The organism is Megalodesulfovibrio gigas DSM 1382 = ATCC 19364, from assembly GCF_000468495.1.
Lineage (GTDB): Bacteria > Desulfobacterota > Desulfovibrionia > Desulfovibrionales > Desulfovibrionaceae > Megalodesulfovibrio > Megalodesulfovibrio gigas.
Genome location: NC_022444.1, coordinates 714,560 through 730,440 on the forward strand (window position 1 = coordinate 714,560; position 15,881 = coordinate 730,440).

The following is a 15,881-nucleotide window of genomic DNA, read 5'->3' on the forward strand; positions in this document are numbered from 1 at the left end:
GGCCCTACTCACCCCTTCTGATGTTTTCCTTCAGAATGCCCAGCTGCGCACGGAGGCTTGCATCCAGCACCTGATCGCCCACCTTGAGCACCACACCGCCCAGGATGGAGGGATCCGAACTGAAATTCAGGACCAGCTCCTTGCCGACCTGCGATTCCAGTTTGGCTTTCATCGCCTTCTGCTTGGCGGCATTGAGCTTGATGGCCGTCACCAGCTCGCCGCGCACCACGCCCTTTTCGGCATCCAGCATGCTCATAAAGACGGCATGAATTTGAGGAAGTTCACCCAAACGACCCTTGTCCGCCAGCAGGTGGACAAAGTTTTTGACCATCTCGCCCACGCCCAGTTTGACCAGCACTGCGTCCGCCACCTTCTTTTTCTCCGACACGTCGAAGATGGGGTTGCGGAAGAGCTTGAGCAGACCGGGCGTCGCGTCGATAGCATCCTTCAACGCGGAAAGGTCCTTTCCGTACTTGTCCAGCTCGGTGACGCCCTTGCTCTTGCCGATGGCAAACAGAGCCCGGGCGTACCTGCGCGCCACCACGTTGCCGATCAATTGAGCACCACCTTTGTTAAATATTTATCGATGAGCTTTTCTTGTTCCTGTGCATTAAGCTTGTCTTTCAGGAGCTTTTCGGCAGCTTCGATGACCATGTCGGCCATCTCGCCGCGAATGCGCTCGACAGCCAGACGAGACTCCTGCTCGGCGGTCATCGCGGCCTGGGCGGTAATCTGCTCCGCCGTCTTGTTGGCCTTTTCGATGATGGCGACCTTCAAGGCTTCGCCCTGCGTGCGGTAGTCGTCCAGAATGGCTTTGCGCTCTGCATCGATATTGGCGATGGACGCTTCCACGTCCTTGAGGCGCTTCTCGGCATCGACCTTGCGCTGACTGAGGTCAGCCAGGTCGTTTTCAATGGTGTAGCGGCGGGTCTTGAAAAAATCAGCGATTTTCTTGCCGGCCAGATAGTAGATGATGCCGACGAAGAGGACGAAGTTGATGATGCGGAACAGAAAGTTCATCCAGTCATGGCTGGGGCCGGCGCCACCATCGCTGGCAAGGGCGGGAACAGCAGCCAGGCAGACCAGCGCCGTTGCCGAGAGCAGCTTCCAGATCGTGTTCAAGGGCGTTCTCCTAGGCGAATTTCGGCGTTCATGAGCTATGTTACGCCAGAACTTTGTCGGCAACCTTCTTGGCCATGACCGGCGCTTGCGCCTTCAGGGCAGCCAGAGCGGCATCGGCTTCCGTGGTGATGACCTGACGCGCAGTGGCCAGTTCCTGCTGGGCCCTGGCGACAGCAGCCTGCACCAGGGACTGCTCTTCAACTTCGGCGGAGGCTTTCACCTTCATCCGCTCTTCGGTGCCAGCCTTGCGCGCTTCGGCGAGCACTTCTTCATAATTCTTCAGCTTGTCTTCGGCGCGGGCAGCAAACCCCTCGGCTTCCTTCAACATACCGGCCATGAAGTCAGCACGTTCCTTCAACTTCGCCCGCAGCGGCTTGATAAGCAAATAATTCAAGCCAATCAGGGTGATGAGGAAGTTGATAAGCTGCACCAAAAATGTGATGTCGAAATCAATCATGCCGGCCCCCGGGGTGCGGTTGGAGGTGGAGGTTGTGAATTTTTGCTCGAAGTCAGCGAGGGCTGTACTCCACTTTTCCTGTCCCTGTCAAAAACTTTTCGCGGGTTTTCTGGCGAGCCAGCAGCCCAACCTGTTGTTTGGACGATCAAAACCAATTACGATGTCGGGGTGTCCTCGCCTGCCGGCAGGGCGCCGTCCATGCCCTCAAATTCACGAAGCACCTGCACCTGCTTGAGGGCGTCGGCTTCCGGGCGGTTGGAGCCCATGGACACCTGCCCTTCCACCACGGCCCCCTCCTCCATCGCCAGTGCAGGCGTGGACAAGGATCCCAGCAGATTGGCTGTCTTGTGCAGCATCACTTTCTTGCTGGCCGTCACCTCGCCTTGCAGCAGGCCGGAGAGGATGAGCTGCCCCACGTTGATCTGCCCGCGCACCTGGGCGTCCTTGCCGACGATGAGCGTTCCTTCGGACACAATCTCTCCGGTGAACGCGCCGTCAATGCGCACCGCGCCCTGGAAATGCAGCTTGCCTTCGTAGGCTGTGCCCACGCCCAGAAACGCGTTGATTTCGTCTTTCGCCATCTGTGCAGTCCTCCTTGCTGCCCCCTTGGGGGCATGTGCGTCTTGCGTGAGGCGCGCGCGCCTACGTCTTGATGTGCAAACTGCGGTGCTGCTTGAACACGAACCGCCGCATGGACACATTGCATACCAGGCCCACGAGGCTGAAGTTCACCAGCGTGGCGCTGCCGCCGTAACTGACAAACGGCAACGGCAGGCCCACCACGGGCATCATTCCCAGCACCATCCCGAGATTGATGGTAAACAGCCAAAAGAAATAGAAGAACACGCCTGCTGCCAAAAAGGAGCCAAAGCGGTCTTTCGCATCACGCGCGGTGATGAAAATACTGTATAAAAACAGGGTGAACAGGGAAAGCAGCACCACTGCGCCCACGAAGCCCCATTCCTCGCCAAAAATGGCCACGGCAAAGTCCGTATGCTTTTCTGGCAGAAACCGTAGTTGGCCCTGGGTGCCCGAAAGGTAGCCCTTGCCCCACATCTCCCCTGAACCGATGGCAATTTGCGATTGAATGACCTGCCAGCCTGCGCCGCGAGGATCTGAGCCGGGATCCACAAACCCCAGCACCCGTTCCTTTTGGTAATCCAGCAGCAGAAATTCCCAGGCCAGGAACGGCAGGGTGGGCAGAATCACCAGCAGCACGCGAAACACACGCATGGTGAGACCTCTGTAAAGGATCAGTCCACCCGAGAGCAAGAGTATATTCATGCCGGTGCCCAGGTCCGGCTGGATCACCACCAGCGCCACCGGCACCAGCACGATGCCCAGCACGCCGAATAATTCGCTCCAGTCCAGGGGGTCTGCCCGGCGGGAAAGCAGGCGGGCCCCCACCAGCAGCACGCACAGCTTGGCCACCTCGCTGGGCTGGAACGACACCCCGCCGATGGACAGCCACCGCTGCGCCCCCAGGTAGGTGCGTCCCAGGATGTCCACCGCCAGCAGCAACAGGATGGTGGCCACGAACAACGGCCAGCAGAGGCTTTTGAATTTGTCGTAGCTGACGCTCATGAACGCCAGCATGAGCAGCAGGCCGATGCCACCCCACATGAGCTGTTTTTGCCAGAAGGGCTGCACGGTCACCCCGCCGCCCACGCGCACGCCGCCGGCGGAGTACAGGTTGAGCACGCCGATGCCGAAAAGCAGCACTGTCAGCCCCAGCAGGGGCCAATTGATGTGGGAAAAGAGCCTGCGATCGATGGAGATCATTGTTCCGTCCGGATGTTGGGCGCAGGCGGGGCGGCAGGGGGACGGGGCGGCGAGATCTGGCTCCTGGTGGCGTTGGCCGCCGGGGGCTCGCCGAACAGGTGCGCATACACGTCCCGCACCACCGGGCCGGCCACGGACCCGCCGTGCCCGCCATGCTCAATCATGTTCACCACCACATAGGTGGCGTTGTCTTTCTGGCCAAAGCTGGCCATCCAGGCGTGGTCGCGGAACTTGTACGGGGTGTCGCGCGTTTTTTTGCGCTCCTGCCCCAGGCGCACCACCTGGGCCGTGCCGGTTTTGGCGCCCATGACGGCATCCGGCCGTTTAATGCGCCGCGCCGTGCCGGAGTCCACCGTGGCGATGAGGGAATCCACCAGCAGTTTGCGCCACTGCTCCTTGATGGGCAGTTCGCCCTGCACGATGGGCGGCTCGTCCAGCAGCAGCTTGGGCTTGAGCAGCTTGCCGCCATTGAGCAAGGCAGACATGAAGCGCGCCACCTGCAGGGGCGTCACCAGGGCGAAACCCTGGCCGATGGAGTAGTTGAGGGTCTCCCCGCCGTGCCAGGGTTCGCGGAAGCGCTTGCGCTTCCATTCCGGCGTGGGCACCAGGCCGCTTTTTTCATAGGGCAAGTCGATGCCGGTAAGCTCCCCGAAGCCGCAGGCTCTGGCGTAACGGCTGATGCGCTCCACGCCCAGCTTTTCCCCGAGCTGATAGAAGTACACGTCGCAGGAGTGCACCAGGGCCTGTTCCAGATTCAGGCTGCCATGCCCGGCATTGCGCCAGCAGCGGAACACGCGTTTGCCCAGGGTGTAGGATCCCGGACAGTAGAACGAGGTATGCGGGGTGATGAGGCCTTCTTCCAGACCGGCCGCCGCCACCACCAGCTTCCAGACCGATCCCGGCGGATAGGTGGACTGAATGACGCGATTCTGCAACGGCGCGCGCGGATGGGCCATGAGGGCCTGCATCTGGGAATTGGTGATGCCTGCGGTGAAGATGTTGTTGTCGTAGCTGGGCAGGGTAAGCAGGGCCAGCAAGTCCCCGGTGGCGGGCTCCATCACGGCCACGCCGCCGGCATGGCCTTCCATCTCGTGGGCCAGGGTGCGCTGCAGGTCGATGTCGATGGTCAGGGTCAGTCCATTGCCGGATTTGGACGGGCGCAGCACCCGCTCTTCCAGGCTGCGGCCGGTGACGTCCACCTCCAGCTCCTTGAGGCCCTTCTTGCCCCGGAGCTCCCTTTCCATAATCTTTTCAACGCCCTGCCGGCCCACCAGATCGCCGCCTTCCAGCTCGGGATCCTGCTCCAGATCTTCGCGGTTGGTCTCGGCCACATAACCCAGAATGTGCGCCAGCAGCGGCCCCTGCAGATACACCCGCCGCGGCCGGACCACGATTTCCAGGCCGGGCCAGAACACGGAGTTGGCCTCGATGAGGGCCACCAGATCGAAGCTGAGATCCGGCACCAGGATGAGTTGCTGGAACGGCTTGACGCGCTCGCGGCTCTGCGCGGAACTGCCGCGGGTATAGCGGTCCTGCAGCTGCTCCACGGGCACGTTGGTCCACTGGGCGACCTGCTGCAGGGTGGCGTTGATGTCTGGCACGTCTTCACGCACCACGGCCAGGGCGTATGCCGGCTGGTTCACGGCCACGAGCTGGCCGTTACGGTCCCGCAGCTCGCCCCGGGGGGCAAAAATGGCCTCCTGGCGCAGCTTGTTGCGTGCCGCCTTGAGGGCGAACTCCTCGCCCTTGTGCACCTGCAGCTGCCAGAACCGGAACGCGAAGACGAAAAAAAAGCAGAGCGCCAGAAGCTGCAACAACAACAGGCCACCCTTGGGTGCAACCTGACTTTCGGTCTCAGACAGTGGCGGCATCGGCCTCTGGCCTCCCTCGAAGGGCGTGCGCGATGCTCCATGCCAGCGGGAACAGCAACGCCTGCAACAGGCATTCCCACAGGAACATGGACCGCGGGGACAACGTATACTCCTGCAAGGCCGCCATGCCATGGATAAGCACGTAGCGCCAGACCCCCAGGCAGCAGCCCATCAGAAAAATGAACAAGACGTTGCGTGTTTCGAACAGCCAACGCCCGAGCACATAAATGAGCATGGCCCCGCCCTGCCACAGCAGCCCCGAGCCGAAGGCCAGGGACCCCGCCCCTTCCTGCAGCAACAGGAACGTGCCGAACAGCCAGGCCGTCTGCATCAGCCGGCCTTCCCGGGCGCTGATGACCAGCCCAACCACCAGAAAATCCACGCCCTGCACCAGGCGTTGCGCCCACAGGCAGCAGATGATGAACCCCAGCCACCACAAGACGTTTCGCACCGGTGCGCCTCCCTTGAAACAGACCTACTGGGCCGCGGTATTTTCTGCGGCGTTCTCCGTGGTGGTGTTGCGTGCAGCCGCGGGTTTGGCGCCCTTGGCGCCCTTGACTGCCTTGGCCGGCACAATGGTGGCGTTGGTGGCGTTGACGGCGCGCAAGGCCTCGATGAGGGCATTTTCCAATGCATTCTCATCCGTATCCGTCGGACTCAATTCCGGCAGCGTCCCCAGCCCGTCCGGATCCGGCATGAGCAGCAACAACTCCTCCAGCGTGGTCACGTCCACATACGGGCGCGCCAGCACCTTCTGGAACAGGGAGATGTCCGACCGGCTCACGCTCACCACTTCGGCCACAGGCACCCCCTTGGGGAAGATGCCGGCCAGACCGGACGTCACCAGCCGCTCGCCTTCCTTGACCTCCGAGGTCAGCGGCACGTAGCTCAACTCCATGAATTGATCCACGCCCCGGCCCTCCAGGATGCCCGCCGCGCGGCTTTCCTGCCCCATGACCGCGATTTTCGAATTCGCATCCACCAGCAGCAACACCGTGGACGCCGAAGGGGAGACGCGCAGCACACGCCCGGCCACGCCCTGGGGAGTGATGGCCGGGGTGTTCTCGCGCACGCCGTCCAGACCGCCCTGATCCACCAACAACGTTTCCAGGGCGGAATGCGGCCCCAGCCGCTGGGCCACCACCCGCGCACCCAGGGGCTGCCAGCCAGGCGGCGGCTTGAAGGACAGCAGCGTGCGAAGCCGGGCAGACTCCGCCGCATCCTCGCGCAAGGTCATGAGCTCCAGGGAAAGCGCATGCACTTCCTTTTTCAGGACTTCGTTTTCCTCGGACAACCCCACCAGATACACGTACCGGCGCCACGCGGTGGTCACGGTCTCGCTCACCAACACCCCGGGCGACAACACCCAGTGGATGACTTCAAGCCCCGTGTTTGCCGCAAGCCGGTCCAGAAATCCAGTGCGCAGGTTCCAGGTATAGATGCCCAGATACAGGAAGAACCCAAGCAGCAGATACGCCGCAAGGCGTCGGGAAACGAGGTTAATCGACCGTCACCTCTTTCAAAATATCCAGATTGTCCAGCGCCTTGCCGGACCCGAGCACCACCGTGGAAAGCGGGTCGTCCACCACGGTGATGGGCAGGGACGTCTCCTCGCGCAGCAACTGGTCCAGCCCCTTGAGCAGCGCGCCGCCGCCGGTGAGCATGATGCCGCGGTCCACAATGTCCGCCGCCAGTTCCGGGGGGGTCTGCTCCAGGGCAATACGCACGGCCTGCACGATGGCGTCCACCTGCTCGCTGATGGCCTTGCGGATTTCCTCGGAGGTGATGACGATGTTCTGCGGAATGCCGGAAACGAGGTCGCGCCCTTTGACCTCCATCTCGATCTCCTGCTCCAGGGGATAGGCCGAAGCGATGTTGATCTTGATGGATTCCGCCGTGCTCTCGCCGATGAGCATGTTGTACTTGCGTTTGACGTGGGTCATGATGGCTTCATCCATCTTGTCCCCGCCCACCCGCACGCTGCGGCTGTACACGATGCCGGACAGGGAGATGACCGCCACCTCCGTGGTGCCGCCGCCGATATCCACCACCATGTTCGAGGTGGGGTCCTCAATGGGCAGATTGGCCCCGATGGCCGCGGCCATGGGTTCCTCGATGAGATACACTTCCCGCGCCCCGGCGCTCTCTGCGCTTTCCTTCACGGCACGCTTTTCCACCTGGGTGATGCCTGTGGGCACGCAGATGATGATGCGCGGCCGCACCAGCCGGCGGGAGTTGTGCACCTTGGAGATGAAGTGGCGCAGCATGGCCTCGGTGATTTCAAAGTTGGCGATGACGCCATCCTTCATGGGCCGAATGGCCACGATGTTGCCAGGCGTGCGCCCGAGCATGCGCTTGGCCTCGTTGCCCACGGCCAAAACCTTCTTTACGCCGCGGGAATCTTCCTTCACGGCCACCACGCTCGGCTCGCGTAGCACAATGCCCTTGCCCTTCACATACACGCAGGTGTTTGCGGTGCCCAGGTCGATGGCGAGGTCGTTTGAAAAAACACCCAACAAATGATTGAAAAACTTGGCCATAATATCCTCAAAGGGGAAGTGATGATCGCATCCGGCGAGAAGGCAGGCGGCGTTCCCGGCTCGCGGCGTGCACGGCATGCTCGTTGGCGGTGTTCGTTCAAAGCAGCGGCGATGTCAAGCGAGATGTCGCAGCAGCGGTCCGCATCCGCACCACAACGCCCGCAGACGCTGGCTTTGCGCGGCGTCCTGGTTTACACACCGGGCATGCATACTGCGCTGCCCGTCCCATATCTCGCCTTCGCCCCCTGGCTGCGCCGCCGCCATGGCAGGCCGATTCGAAAAATTCCCTTGGATGCCGGAGGCACCTGCCCCAATCGCGTCCCGCACGCCAACACCGGCGGCTGCCGGTATTGCAACGCGCGCGGCGCGGGCACCGGCTTGCACCACCAGGGCCTCAGCCTGACGCAACAATGGCAGCACTGGCTGGCACGGTATGCGCGCCGCTCCCCGAATGCATTGTTTCTAGCCTATCTTCAATCCTTTTCCAACACCTACCGCCCCCCTCGGGAACTTGCCATAATACTGGAAGAAATTAGACAATTCAAGGACCTTGCCGCCATTGCCCTGGGTACCAGGCCCGATTGTCTGGATGATGAAAAGTTGGACATGCTTGCCGCCGCCCGTCATCCCCTCGATGCTGGCCCTGGATCTGGCCCTATTCTGGATGTCTGGCTGGAACTGGGCTTGCAATCCGCCAGCAACGCCACCCTGCTGCGCATCAACCGCGGACACGACGTGGAGACCCTGGAACGCGCCGTGCACGCTGCCCACGCCCGGGGGCTGCTGCTCTGCCTGCACGTGATGCACGGCCTGCCCGGCGAGACCGCCGAGGATTTCTTCTGCACCATCGACTGCGTGAACGCCCTGCCCGTCCAGGCGGTCAAGTTTCATAACACGCTGGTGTTGGACGGCAGCGCCCTTGCCCTGGACTGGCAAACCGGTGCATATTCCCCGCCTGCGCGGGCGGAGACGGTGGCGGCCCTGGCCGAAGGACTGGCCCGGCTGCGTCCTGATATTGTTATCCAGCGGCTCACGGCCGACGCCTGGCCCGGCGAACTGCTGGCCCCGGCCTGGGCCGCGGACAAGTCCGCCTTGCGAACGGATATCATCCAGAATATGGTTGACTGTGGCTGGACACAAGGCTTCTTGTATCGACCGCCCCCGCATCACGACGGGTGCGACATGGCGACGTTCCATCCTGGGGGATCACACACAAAGTAGCAGACGAGGCCGCACGCACAATTCGGGGGGAAACCGATGCACAACAGAATCCGACTCATCCTCTTGGGGTTCATCATCTATGTTGTCGGCGCCGGGGGGTATGGCGCTTCTTCATACCTGACGCTCAAGGATCGCAGCATGGCCGAGGTGGACCGCCGCCTGCTGGCCGGCGCGCACGCCGTGGCAGCCATCCTGGACGGCAACGCCCTGCACGCCGCCCTGCCAGAGACGTTGCCTGAAGGCGAATACCAGACCCGCTGCGACCTGCTGAGTCGCTATGCCAACCCGTCGGGCCTGAAATATATTTATGGCATGGTCCGCCGGGGGGGGGACATCTTTTTCACCTTCAGCAGCCTCACAGAGGAAGAAAAGGCCAAAGATATTTACGGCGAATTCATGGACCTCTATGAAGAAGCCACCGAGGAAATCGCGCGGGCCTTCACCGCCCGTGAACCCGTTTTTCTGGAATATTCCGACCAGTGGGGCACCTTCCGCTCCGTGTTCGTCCCCATGCGGGCCGACAATGGCGAGGTCTGGGTCGCCGCCGCAGACATCCCCCTGGACGAGGTGCAGGCCCTGCTGCGTCAGGATGCCTGGCATTCCGGCCTGCGCTTTCTGGGATTGCTTCTCCTGCTGCTGCCCCTGGGCTGGGCGCTGCGCAAGGGCGTGAAGGACGAGCGGCTGTTCCTGCAGCAGGAAATCGACACGGCCACCCGCTCCATCGGCACCCTCAATGCCGAGCTTGAGCAAAAGATGCACGAGGCTGAGCACAGCGCCGACCTGGCGCGCCAGGCCATGGAGCAAGCCAACGCCGCACGGGATGACGCGTTGGAGGCTCGCACCCAGGGCATGCGCGAGGCCGCCACACGCGTGGAGGCCGTGGCAAAAGACCTGCTGTGCACCATGCAGGAGGTGCGCCGCTGCACCGACACCGCCCTGCGCGACGCCCGCGCCCAGTTGCAGCGCATCGGCCAGACCGTGGCCGTCATGCAGCACATGCGCGAGGCGGCGCATGATGTGGCGGACAAGGCCGGCCAGGCCTCTCAGGCCGCCTCCAAGTCCCAGCACACGGCCGTGGACGGCAGCCAGACCGTGCGCAAGGTGGTGGAGTCCATCGGCGCGGTGCATCGTCGCTCCTCGGCCCTGCGCGACGGCATGGCCGCCCTGGGGCAAAGCGCTCAGGACATCGGCCGCATCCTGTCCACCATCAACGACATTGCCGACCAGACCAACCTGCTGGCCCTGAATGCCGCCATCGAGGCTGCCCGCGCCGGAGACGCCGGCCGCGGCTTTGCCGTGGTGGCGGACGAGGTGCGCAAGCTGGCGGAGAAAACCACCGTTGCCACCCGCGAAGTGGAGACCCTGGCGCGCGGCATGTCCGATTCCACCCGCGCCAGCATGCAGGAAGTGGAGCACGCCGTCACCGGACTTGATGACGTGGTGAGCATGGCGCACGGTGCCGGAGGCACTCTGGAATCCCTGCAGGCCCTGGCCAGGGACGCCTTTGCCCAGATTGCCGCCATTGACGAGGCGACCAAGGAACAGACCGGCACGGCCGCGCAAGTCGAGCAATCCCTGGACGAGGTGGGGCAACGGTCCGACGCCACGGCCCGGGCCATGGAGGAAAGCGATCAGGCCCTGCAGCGGCTGGACGCCCAGATCCACAGCCTGCGGGAGGTTGTCCGCAATCTGGCCCAATCCAAACAAACGAACGATTCGGATGACGCCTGCGCCGACGCTTTCCGCACCGCATGATCCATGCCCACAGCGCGGCGGCTGGCGACAAGTGGCGGCAACTGGCCGCACCAAGGAGACGCGCCATGTTTCAGGATGTACTGACAGTCGGGCCGCTGGCCCTGATTCTTCGCTGGGAGCCGCAGCCGCAGGACACCGTGCTGCTGGCCGGCATCGACCTGCGCTGGAGTCATGGCCCGGAGGTCGCCGCAGCCGCAGCCCAGGACTTCACGACCTTTCCCTTTCGGGAAGACTTCCGCGCCCGGCTGGAGCGCCACCTGCGCGGCGAGGATCCTGACTGGACCCGCCTGCCGGCATCCCTGGCGCTGGACATGCGCCCCCTGCCCGACTTTTCCCGCACCGTGCTGGAGACCCTCTGGCATGGTGTGGGGTTCGGGCAGACGGTGACCTACGGCCAGTTGGCCCGCATGGCCGGCCGCCCCGGCACAGCCCGGGCCGTGGGCCGGGTGATGGCCTCCAATCGCTGGCCGCTGGTCATCCCCTGCCACCGGGTGCTGGGCAGCACCGGCGCGCTGACGGGCTTCTCCGGCGGCGGGGTGGAGATGAAGCAATTGTTGCTGGAGAAAGAGGCCCTGCGGGGGAGCTAGAGCAAGGCAAGGTATCTTTGAGAAGAGTTCCTGGGGGAACCCCCTTTTCAGAGACTTTTTGTAGCAATTCCANAGAACCTTTTGCAAAAAGGTTGCCCCTTCTGCAATATCCTTTTTCAAAATTAAAATGCCCTACGCTTTCGCCTACCGGTACTCCGCCTGCCAGCGCGGGCCGGCGAGGTGCGTCATGCCCGCAAGCGGCAGCACATCCGCAACGGCTTCCGCAAGCTTTTCGTACCAGTTGCGCTTGTCCTTGGGGCCTTCGTCCAGGGGCAGTTCGCCCTTGCCGGTGGCCTTTTCCAGCCACTCCTGGGCCTCTTCCTGGCCGCCCAGGGCGTCGATGGCGCCCACGGCCAGGGCCTGGCGGCCGGTGAGGATGCGGCCGTCGGCAATCTGCTGCAGCGTGGCGTTGTCCATGTCGCGCACGGCCAGGATGTCTTCAGTGAACTGGGCGTGCAGGTCCAGGACGATGGTTTCGATATACGCCCGTTCCTCGGCGGTCATGTTGCGGAAGGGCGAGGGGCTGTCCTTGAACTTGCCACTGGTGATGGAGGTGTGGCGCACGCCAAGGGTTTCCATCAGCTCCATGAGGTTGGTCAGCTCCATGCGCACGCCGATGCTGCCCGTGAGGGTGCCGGCATTGGCAAACAGCCGCGTGCCCGGGCAGGCCATGTAATACCCGCCAGAGGCGCAGACTGCGCCCATGGACACCGCCACCGGCTTCACCTCCGCCAGCCGGACCATGGCACGGTACAGCTCCTGGGAGGGGCCGACCACGCCGCCGGGGGAATCGATGCGCACCAGCACGCCGGCCACGTCATCGTCCTCGCGCAGTTCGGCCATCCACTCCACGTACTTGCGGGCGTCGGTGATTGGGCCGCGCAGGAGCACCACGCCGTAGCGCGGCTCGCCGTCCAGATCCTTGCCGCCCTTGCATGCGGAAACGGCGAAGACGACCCCCACCAGGAGGATCGTCATCGCCGTCAATCTTATCACGGTGCGCAGCATGGCAGGCTATTCGCCGGCTTCCTCTTCAAGCTTCTGCTTGAGGATGTCGCCCAGGCTCTGGCCGCCTTCGCCGCCCACGGACCGGTAGTCCTTGGGCTTTTTGCGCTCTTCTTCATCCTTGAGGGCCTTGATGGAGAGGCCCAGGCGGCGCTCGTCGGCGCTCACATGGATGACACGGGCCTGAATGGTGTCGCCTTCCTGGAACATTTCGGCGGGCGACTTGATCTTCTTGTTGCTGATTTCGGAGACGTGCACCAGGCCTTCGATGCCCTCTTCCACTTCCACGAACAGGCCGAAGTCGGTGATGTTGGTCACCACGCCGTTCACGGTGCTGCCCACGGGGTAGCTGTCGGGCACGTTGGTCCAGGGGTCTTCGTGGAGCTGCTTGACGCCGAGGGTGAACTTTTCGTTCTCCTTGTCCACGGTGAGCACCTTGGCCTGCACCAGATCGCCCACCTTGAAGAGCTCTTCGGGGTGGCGGATCTTCTTGGTCCAGGAGATGTCGGAGACGTGGATGAGGCCGTCGATGCCGTCTTCGATACCAATGAAGATGCCGAATTCGGTGATGTTCTTGATGGCGCCTTCGATGACCGCCCCTTCAGGATAGCGCTCGGCCACCAGATCCCACGGATTGGGCCGCACCTGCTTCATGCCCAGGGAGATGCGCTTCTTGTCGGGGTCCACGCCCAGGATGACCACTTCCACTTCGTCGCCCTGCTTGACCATCTGGCTGGGGTGACGCAGCTTGCGGGTCCAGGACATTTCGGAGATGTGCACCAGGCCTTCCACACCGGGCTCCAGTTCCACGAACGCGCCGTAGTCCACCAGATTGGTGACCTTGCCAGCCAGGCGGGCGCCTTCGGGGTACTTTTCGGTGATGGACGTCCACGGATCCGGCTTGAGCTGCTTGAGGCCCAGGGAGACCTTTTTGGAGTCGCGGTCGAAGTTGAGGACCTTGAGCTCCAGTTCCTGGCCCAGCTTGACCAGTTCCTTGGGATGCTTCACGCGCTTCCAGCTCATGTCCGTGATGTGCAGCAGGCCGTCGAGGCCGCCCAGGTCCACGAACACACCGTATTCGGTGATGTTCTTGACCTTGCCGGCCACCACCTGGCCTTCTTCCAGCGTGGAGAGCAGCTTGCTGCGCTTGGACTCGCGTTCTTCCTCCAGGAGCACCCGGCGGGACACGATGACGTTGGAGCGGCGGCGGTTGATCTTCAGGACGCGGAATTCGAATTCCTGGCCCACCAGGGCGTCCATGTCGGGCACGGGGCGCAGATCCACGTGGGAGCCGGGGAGGAAAGCTTCCAGGCCGCCCAGATCCACGGTGTAGCCGCCCTTGATGCGGCGCTGGATGGTGCCCTTGATGACGTCGTTGTTTTCCTGCACGTCTTCCAGGCGGTCAAACAGCTGCATCCGCTTGGCCTTGTCGCGGGAAAGCACGATGGAGCCTTCGACTTCGTCCTTGCGGGCCACATAGACGTCGACCTGGTCGCCCACCTTGACGGCGACATTGCCATCGGCATCCTTGAATTCGTTGATGTTGATCTGGCCTTCGGACTTGAAGTTCACGTCCACCAGCACGTGGTCCTTCTCCACCCGAACAACCTCGCCCTTGACGATGGAGCCTTCCTCCAGTTCGCCAAAGTCAGATTTCAGGTAGTCTTCGAGGGCGGATTCGAAATTCAGCTCTGCGTCGCCGCTGGTCATGGTCGCGTCATTGGACATAATGTAAGCCGTTTGTGAAAGGGTAGAGGTTGCAAAAAAGCCCCGGACCCGGCTGCAGGCTCAGCCCAGCGTCAGGTCAATACGGTGAAATCGCTGACTGGAACTGGTATGCAGGCGAGGGCCCGGCGGGCGCAGTTCGCCCGTGCAGGCAGTTGGAAAGCCAGCGTCTACCAAAAAGGAGGACTAATGACAACCCAAAATTATAGTTTACCAGGGTGTCGAAAGCGCTTTTCCGGGACGGTATCCCTGCCGGAACCAGTGTCGCAACTGCCGCAATTCCAGCCGGATGCATGGCGACCGGCGCATGGTTCCCTGCAGTATTCGGAGGATAAATCCACTTTTTGACAGAATGCACTATTTTTGTTGTACCATGCATCAGTTCTATGCCAGGGCCACCAGATCATATTCCTTGGCGTCCTCAATGCGCGCGCGCACCATGGCCCCGGGCTGCACGCCCTCCCCGCTCACGTAGGTCACGCCGTCCACCTCGGGAGCCTGCAGCCAGACGCGGCCCAGGTGCAACCCCGGCCATTCCGGCGAGACTGCCTCCACCAGCACGTCCATCTCCTCGCCCACATGCGTCTCCAGCAATTCGCGGGAAATCTCTTTTTGCCGGGCCATGAGGATTTCGCGCCGGGCCTCGCGTTCGGCCGGCGGCACCTGGCCGGGCAGTTCCGCCGCGGGGGTGCCTTCCTCGGCGCAGTAGGCGAACACGCCCAGGTGCTGGAAGCGCGTGTTCTCCACAAAATCCTGCAATGCCTGAAACTCCGCCTCCCCCTCGCCGGGGAAGCCCACAATGAGGCTGGTGCGCAGGGCCGCCTGGGGCAGCACGGCGCGGATGGAATCCACCACCCGGCGCGGATCCTGCGCAAAGGGGCGGCCCATGGCCTTGAGCACCGCAGGATGGGCATGCTGCAGGGGCATGTCGAAATACGGCAGCAGCCTGGGGCCGGCCGAGGCAATGAACCCGAGCAGCTCCCTGGTGATACCGGCAGGATACAAATACATCAGCCGCAGCCAGTCCAGCCCGGGCAGCTCCAGCAGCCGGGCGAGCAGATCCGGCAGGCCGTACGCCAGGCCGGCATCCTTGCCGTAGGCGGTGACATCTTGACCCACAATCACCAGCTCGCGCGCGCCTTGCGCCAGCATGGCCCGGGCCTCGTGCACCAGCTCTTCGGGCGAGCGGCTCGACAGCCGGCCGCGGATGGACGGGATGGTGCAGAAGCTGCATCCATGGTTGCAGCCTTCGCTGATCTTCAGATACGCCGTCGGGGCCGTGGAGAGGCGGCGATGCTCGCGCAGCACGGGCGGCGGCGTGGCCGTCCGCCGGGCCAGGGCCTGGGCCACCAGGGCGGGCCAGCGGTCCATCTCCTTCAGATCCAGCCACAGATCCACCTCGGGCAGATCCGGGGCCAGCTGCGCCTGGCCGTAGCGGCCCACCAGACAGCCGGCCACGGCGAAGAGCGGCCGCGGCTCCACCTCGGCAAGCACCTGTGCCGCCTCGATAATGCAGCGCAGGCTTTCCTCCACCGCCGGTTCAATGAACCCGCAGGTGTTGATGCACACCAGATCGGCTGCGGCCATGTCTTCGGTGGCGGTCACGGTCTCGCCCAGCCGGCCGAGCAGGCGTTCGCTGTCCACGCGGTTTTTGGGGCAGCCAAGGCTGGTCATGTGCACCAGCAGCGGGCGGGAAGAGGGATCAACAGTCATGCGCACTCCTTGCCGACCATGCGCCGGCGGCATATGTCGCAAGCCTATAGCCGCATCCCCTGGCAGCCGCAAGCGCCGGTGTCGTGCCGCGCCATCCAGGATC

The 15,881-nt window shown here is 63.2% G+C and carries 15 protein-coding genes; 3 read left to right on the forward strand and 12 right to left on the reverse strand.

The genetic code is table 11. The features are described from left to right. Positions 1 to 4: 4 nt before the first annotated feature. From atpH to DGI_RS03180, 9 genes are all read right to left on the reverse strand, one after another. Positions 5 to 556 carry an ATP synthase F1 subunit delta gene (gene atpH / locus DGI_RS03140; RefSeq protein ID WP_021759226.1) on the reverse strand — a complete coding sequence of 184 codons (552 nt, stop codon included), beginning with the start codon at positions 554 to 556 and terminating at the stop codon, positions 5 to 7. Further along, a complete protein-coding gene (gene atpF / locus DGI_RS03145; protein WP_021759227.1) occupies positions 553 to 1,122 on the reverse strand; it encodes a F0F1 ATP synthase subunit B in 570 nt (189 codons plus the stop codon). The genes atpH and atpF overlap by 4 nt, the downstream gene beginning before the upstream one ends. 40 nt (positions 1,123 to 1,162) lie before the next feature. Beyond that, a complete protein-coding gene (locus tag DGI_RS03150) occupies positions 1,163 to 1,579 on the reverse strand; it encodes an ATP synthase F0 subunit B (protein ID WP_021759228.1) in 417 nt (138 codons plus the stop codon). A 155-nt stretch (positions 1,580 to 1,734) separates the two neighbouring features. After that, a complete protein-coding gene (locus tag DGI_RS03155) occupies positions 1,735 to 2,160 on the reverse strand; it encodes a bactofilin family protein (protein WP_021759229.1) in 426 nt (141 codons plus the stop codon). Between the two features lie 61 nt (positions 2,161 to 2,221). Further along, positions 2,222 to 3,361: a rod shape-determining protein RodA gene (rodA, locus tag DGI_RS03160; protein WP_021759230.1), complete on the reverse strand. Its 1,140-nt coding sequence runs from the start codon at positions 3,359 to 3,361 to the stop codon at positions 2,222 to 2,224. After that, complete coding sequence (mrdA, locus tag DGI_RS03165; protein WP_021759231.1) at positions 3,358 to 5,232, reverse strand: penicillin-binding protein 2; 1,875 nt, start codon at positions 5,230 to 5,232, stop codon at positions 3,358 to 3,360. Before mrdA ends, rodA begins: the two co-directional genes overlap by 4 nt. Continuing rightward, positions 5,216 to 5,683 (reverse strand): hypothetical protein, encoded by a 468-nt coding sequence (locus DGI_RS03170; RefSeq protein ID WP_021759232.1) that lies wholly within the window; start codon positions 5,681 to 5,683, stop codon positions 5,216 to 5,218. Before DGI_RS03170 ends, mrdA begins: the two co-directional genes overlap by 17 nt. Positions 5,684 to 5,707: 24 nt before the next feature. Next, positions 5,708 to 6,565, reverse strand: coding sequence for a rod shape-determining protein MreC (gene mreC / locus DGI_RS03175; RefSeq protein WP_021759233.1), 858 nt, complete (start codon positions 6,563 to 6,565; stop codon positions 5,708 to 5,710). 166 nt (positions 6,566 to 6,731) lie between these two features. After that, a complete protein-coding gene (locus DGI_RS03180; RefSeq protein ID WP_021759234.1) occupies positions 6,732 to 7,772 on the reverse strand; it encodes a rod shape-determining protein in 1,041 nt (346 codons plus the stop codon). 204 nt (positions 7,773 to 7,976) lie between these two features. Here DGI_RS03180 and DGI_RS03185 point away from each other — a divergent pair, with 204 nt between their 5' ends. The 3 genes from DGI_RS03185 (at position 7,977) to DGI_RS03195 (ending at position 11,335) form a co-directional block, all read left to right on the forward strand. Continuing rightward, a complete protein-coding gene (locus DGI_RS03185; RefSeq protein ID WP_158407281.1) occupies positions 7,977 to 8,993 on the forward strand; it encodes a TIGR01212 family radical SAM protein in 1,017 nt (338 codons plus the stop codon). A gap of 36 nt (positions 8,994 to 9,029) precedes the next feature. Next, positions 9,030 to 10,748 (forward strand): methyl-accepting chemotaxis protein, encoded by a 1,719-nt coding sequence (locus tag DGI_RS16820; protein ID WP_021759236.1) that lies wholly within the window; start codon positions 9,030 to 9,032, stop codon positions 10,746 to 10,748. Positions 10,749 to 10,813: 65 nt separating this feature from the next. After that, on the forward strand, positions 10,814 to 11,335 hold the full coding sequence (locus DGI_RS03195; protein ID WP_021759237.1) for a methylated-DNA--[protein]-cysteine S-methyltransferase: 522 nt from the start codon (positions 10,814 to 10,816) through the stop codon (positions 11,333 to 11,335). A 144-nt stretch (positions 11,336 to 11,479) separates the two neighbouring features. Here the strand turns inward: DGI_RS03195 and sppA are convergent, their stop codons facing one another. From sppA to rimO, 3 genes are all read right to left on the reverse strand, one after another. Continuing rightward, complete coding sequence (gene sppA / locus DGI_RS03200; protein WP_051286135.1) at positions 11,480 to 12,343, reverse strand: signal peptide peptidase SppA; 864 nt, start codon at positions 12,341 to 12,343, stop codon at positions 11,480 to 11,482. Between the two features lie 6 nt (positions 12,344 to 12,349). Beyond that, positions 12,350 to 14,068: a 30S ribosomal protein S1 gene (locus DGI_RS03205; RefSeq protein ID WP_021759239.1), complete on the reverse strand. Its 1,719-nt coding sequence runs from the start codon at positions 14,066 to 14,068 to the stop codon at positions 12,350 to 12,352. A 381-nt stretch (positions 14,069 to 14,449) separates the two neighbouring features. After that, entirely contained in the window at positions 14,450 to 15,778 is a 1,329-nt protein-coding gene (gene rimO, locus DGI_RS03210; protein WP_021759240.1) for a 30S ribosomal protein S12 methylthiotransferase RimO, read from the reverse strand. Between the last annotated feature and the right edge of the window lie 103 nt (positions 15,779 to 15,881).

What these genes read in the sequence shown, in the direction of transcription:
- DGI_RS03185 (WP_158407281.1), top strand. Translation starts at nt 7,977, where the DNA reads ATGCATACTGCGCTGCCCGTCCCATATCTCGCCTTCGCCCCCTGGCTG.
- rimO (WP_021759240.1), bottom strand. Translation starts at nt 15,778, where the DNA reads ATGACTGTTGATCCCTCTTCCCGCCCGCTGCTGGTGCACATGACCAGC.
- DGI_RS03205 (WP_021759239.1), bottom strand. Translation starts at nt 14,068, where the DNA reads ATGTCCAATGACGCGACCATGACCAGCGGCGACGCAGAGCTGAATTTC.
- mrdA (WP_021759231.1), bottom strand. Translation starts at nt 5,232, where the DNA reads ATGCCGCCACTGTCTGAGACCGAAAGTCAGGTTGCACCCAAGGGTGGC.
- DGI_RS03180 (WP_021759234.1), bottom strand. Translation starts at nt 7,772, where the DNA reads ATGGCCAAGTTTTTCAATCATTTGTTGGGTGTTTTTTCAAACGACCTC.
- DGI_RS03150 (WP_021759228.1), bottom strand. Translation starts at nt 1,579, where the DNA reads ATGATTGATTTCGACATCACATTTTTGGTGCAGCTTATCAACTTCCTC.
- rodA (WP_021759230.1), bottom strand. Translation starts at nt 3,361, where the DNA reads ATGATCTCCATCGATCGCAGGCTCTTTTCCCACATCAATTGGCCCCTG.
- sppA (WP_051286135.1), bottom strand. Translation starts at nt 12,343, where the DNA reads ATGCTGCGCACCGTGATAAGATTGACGGCGATGACGATCCTCCTGGTG.
- DGI_RS03155 (WP_021759229.1), bottom strand. Translation starts at nt 2,160, where the DNA reads ATGGCGAAAGACGAAATCAACGCGTTTCTGGGCGTGGGCACAGCCTAC.
- DGI_RS03195 (WP_021759237.1), top strand. Translation starts at nt 10,814, where the DNA reads ATGTTTCAGGATGTACTGACAGTCGGGCCGCTGGCCCTGATTCTTCGC.
- DGI_RS16820 (WP_021759236.1), top strand. Translation starts at nt 9,030, where the DNA reads ATGCACAACAGAATCCGACTCATCCTCTTGGGGTTCATCATCTATGTT.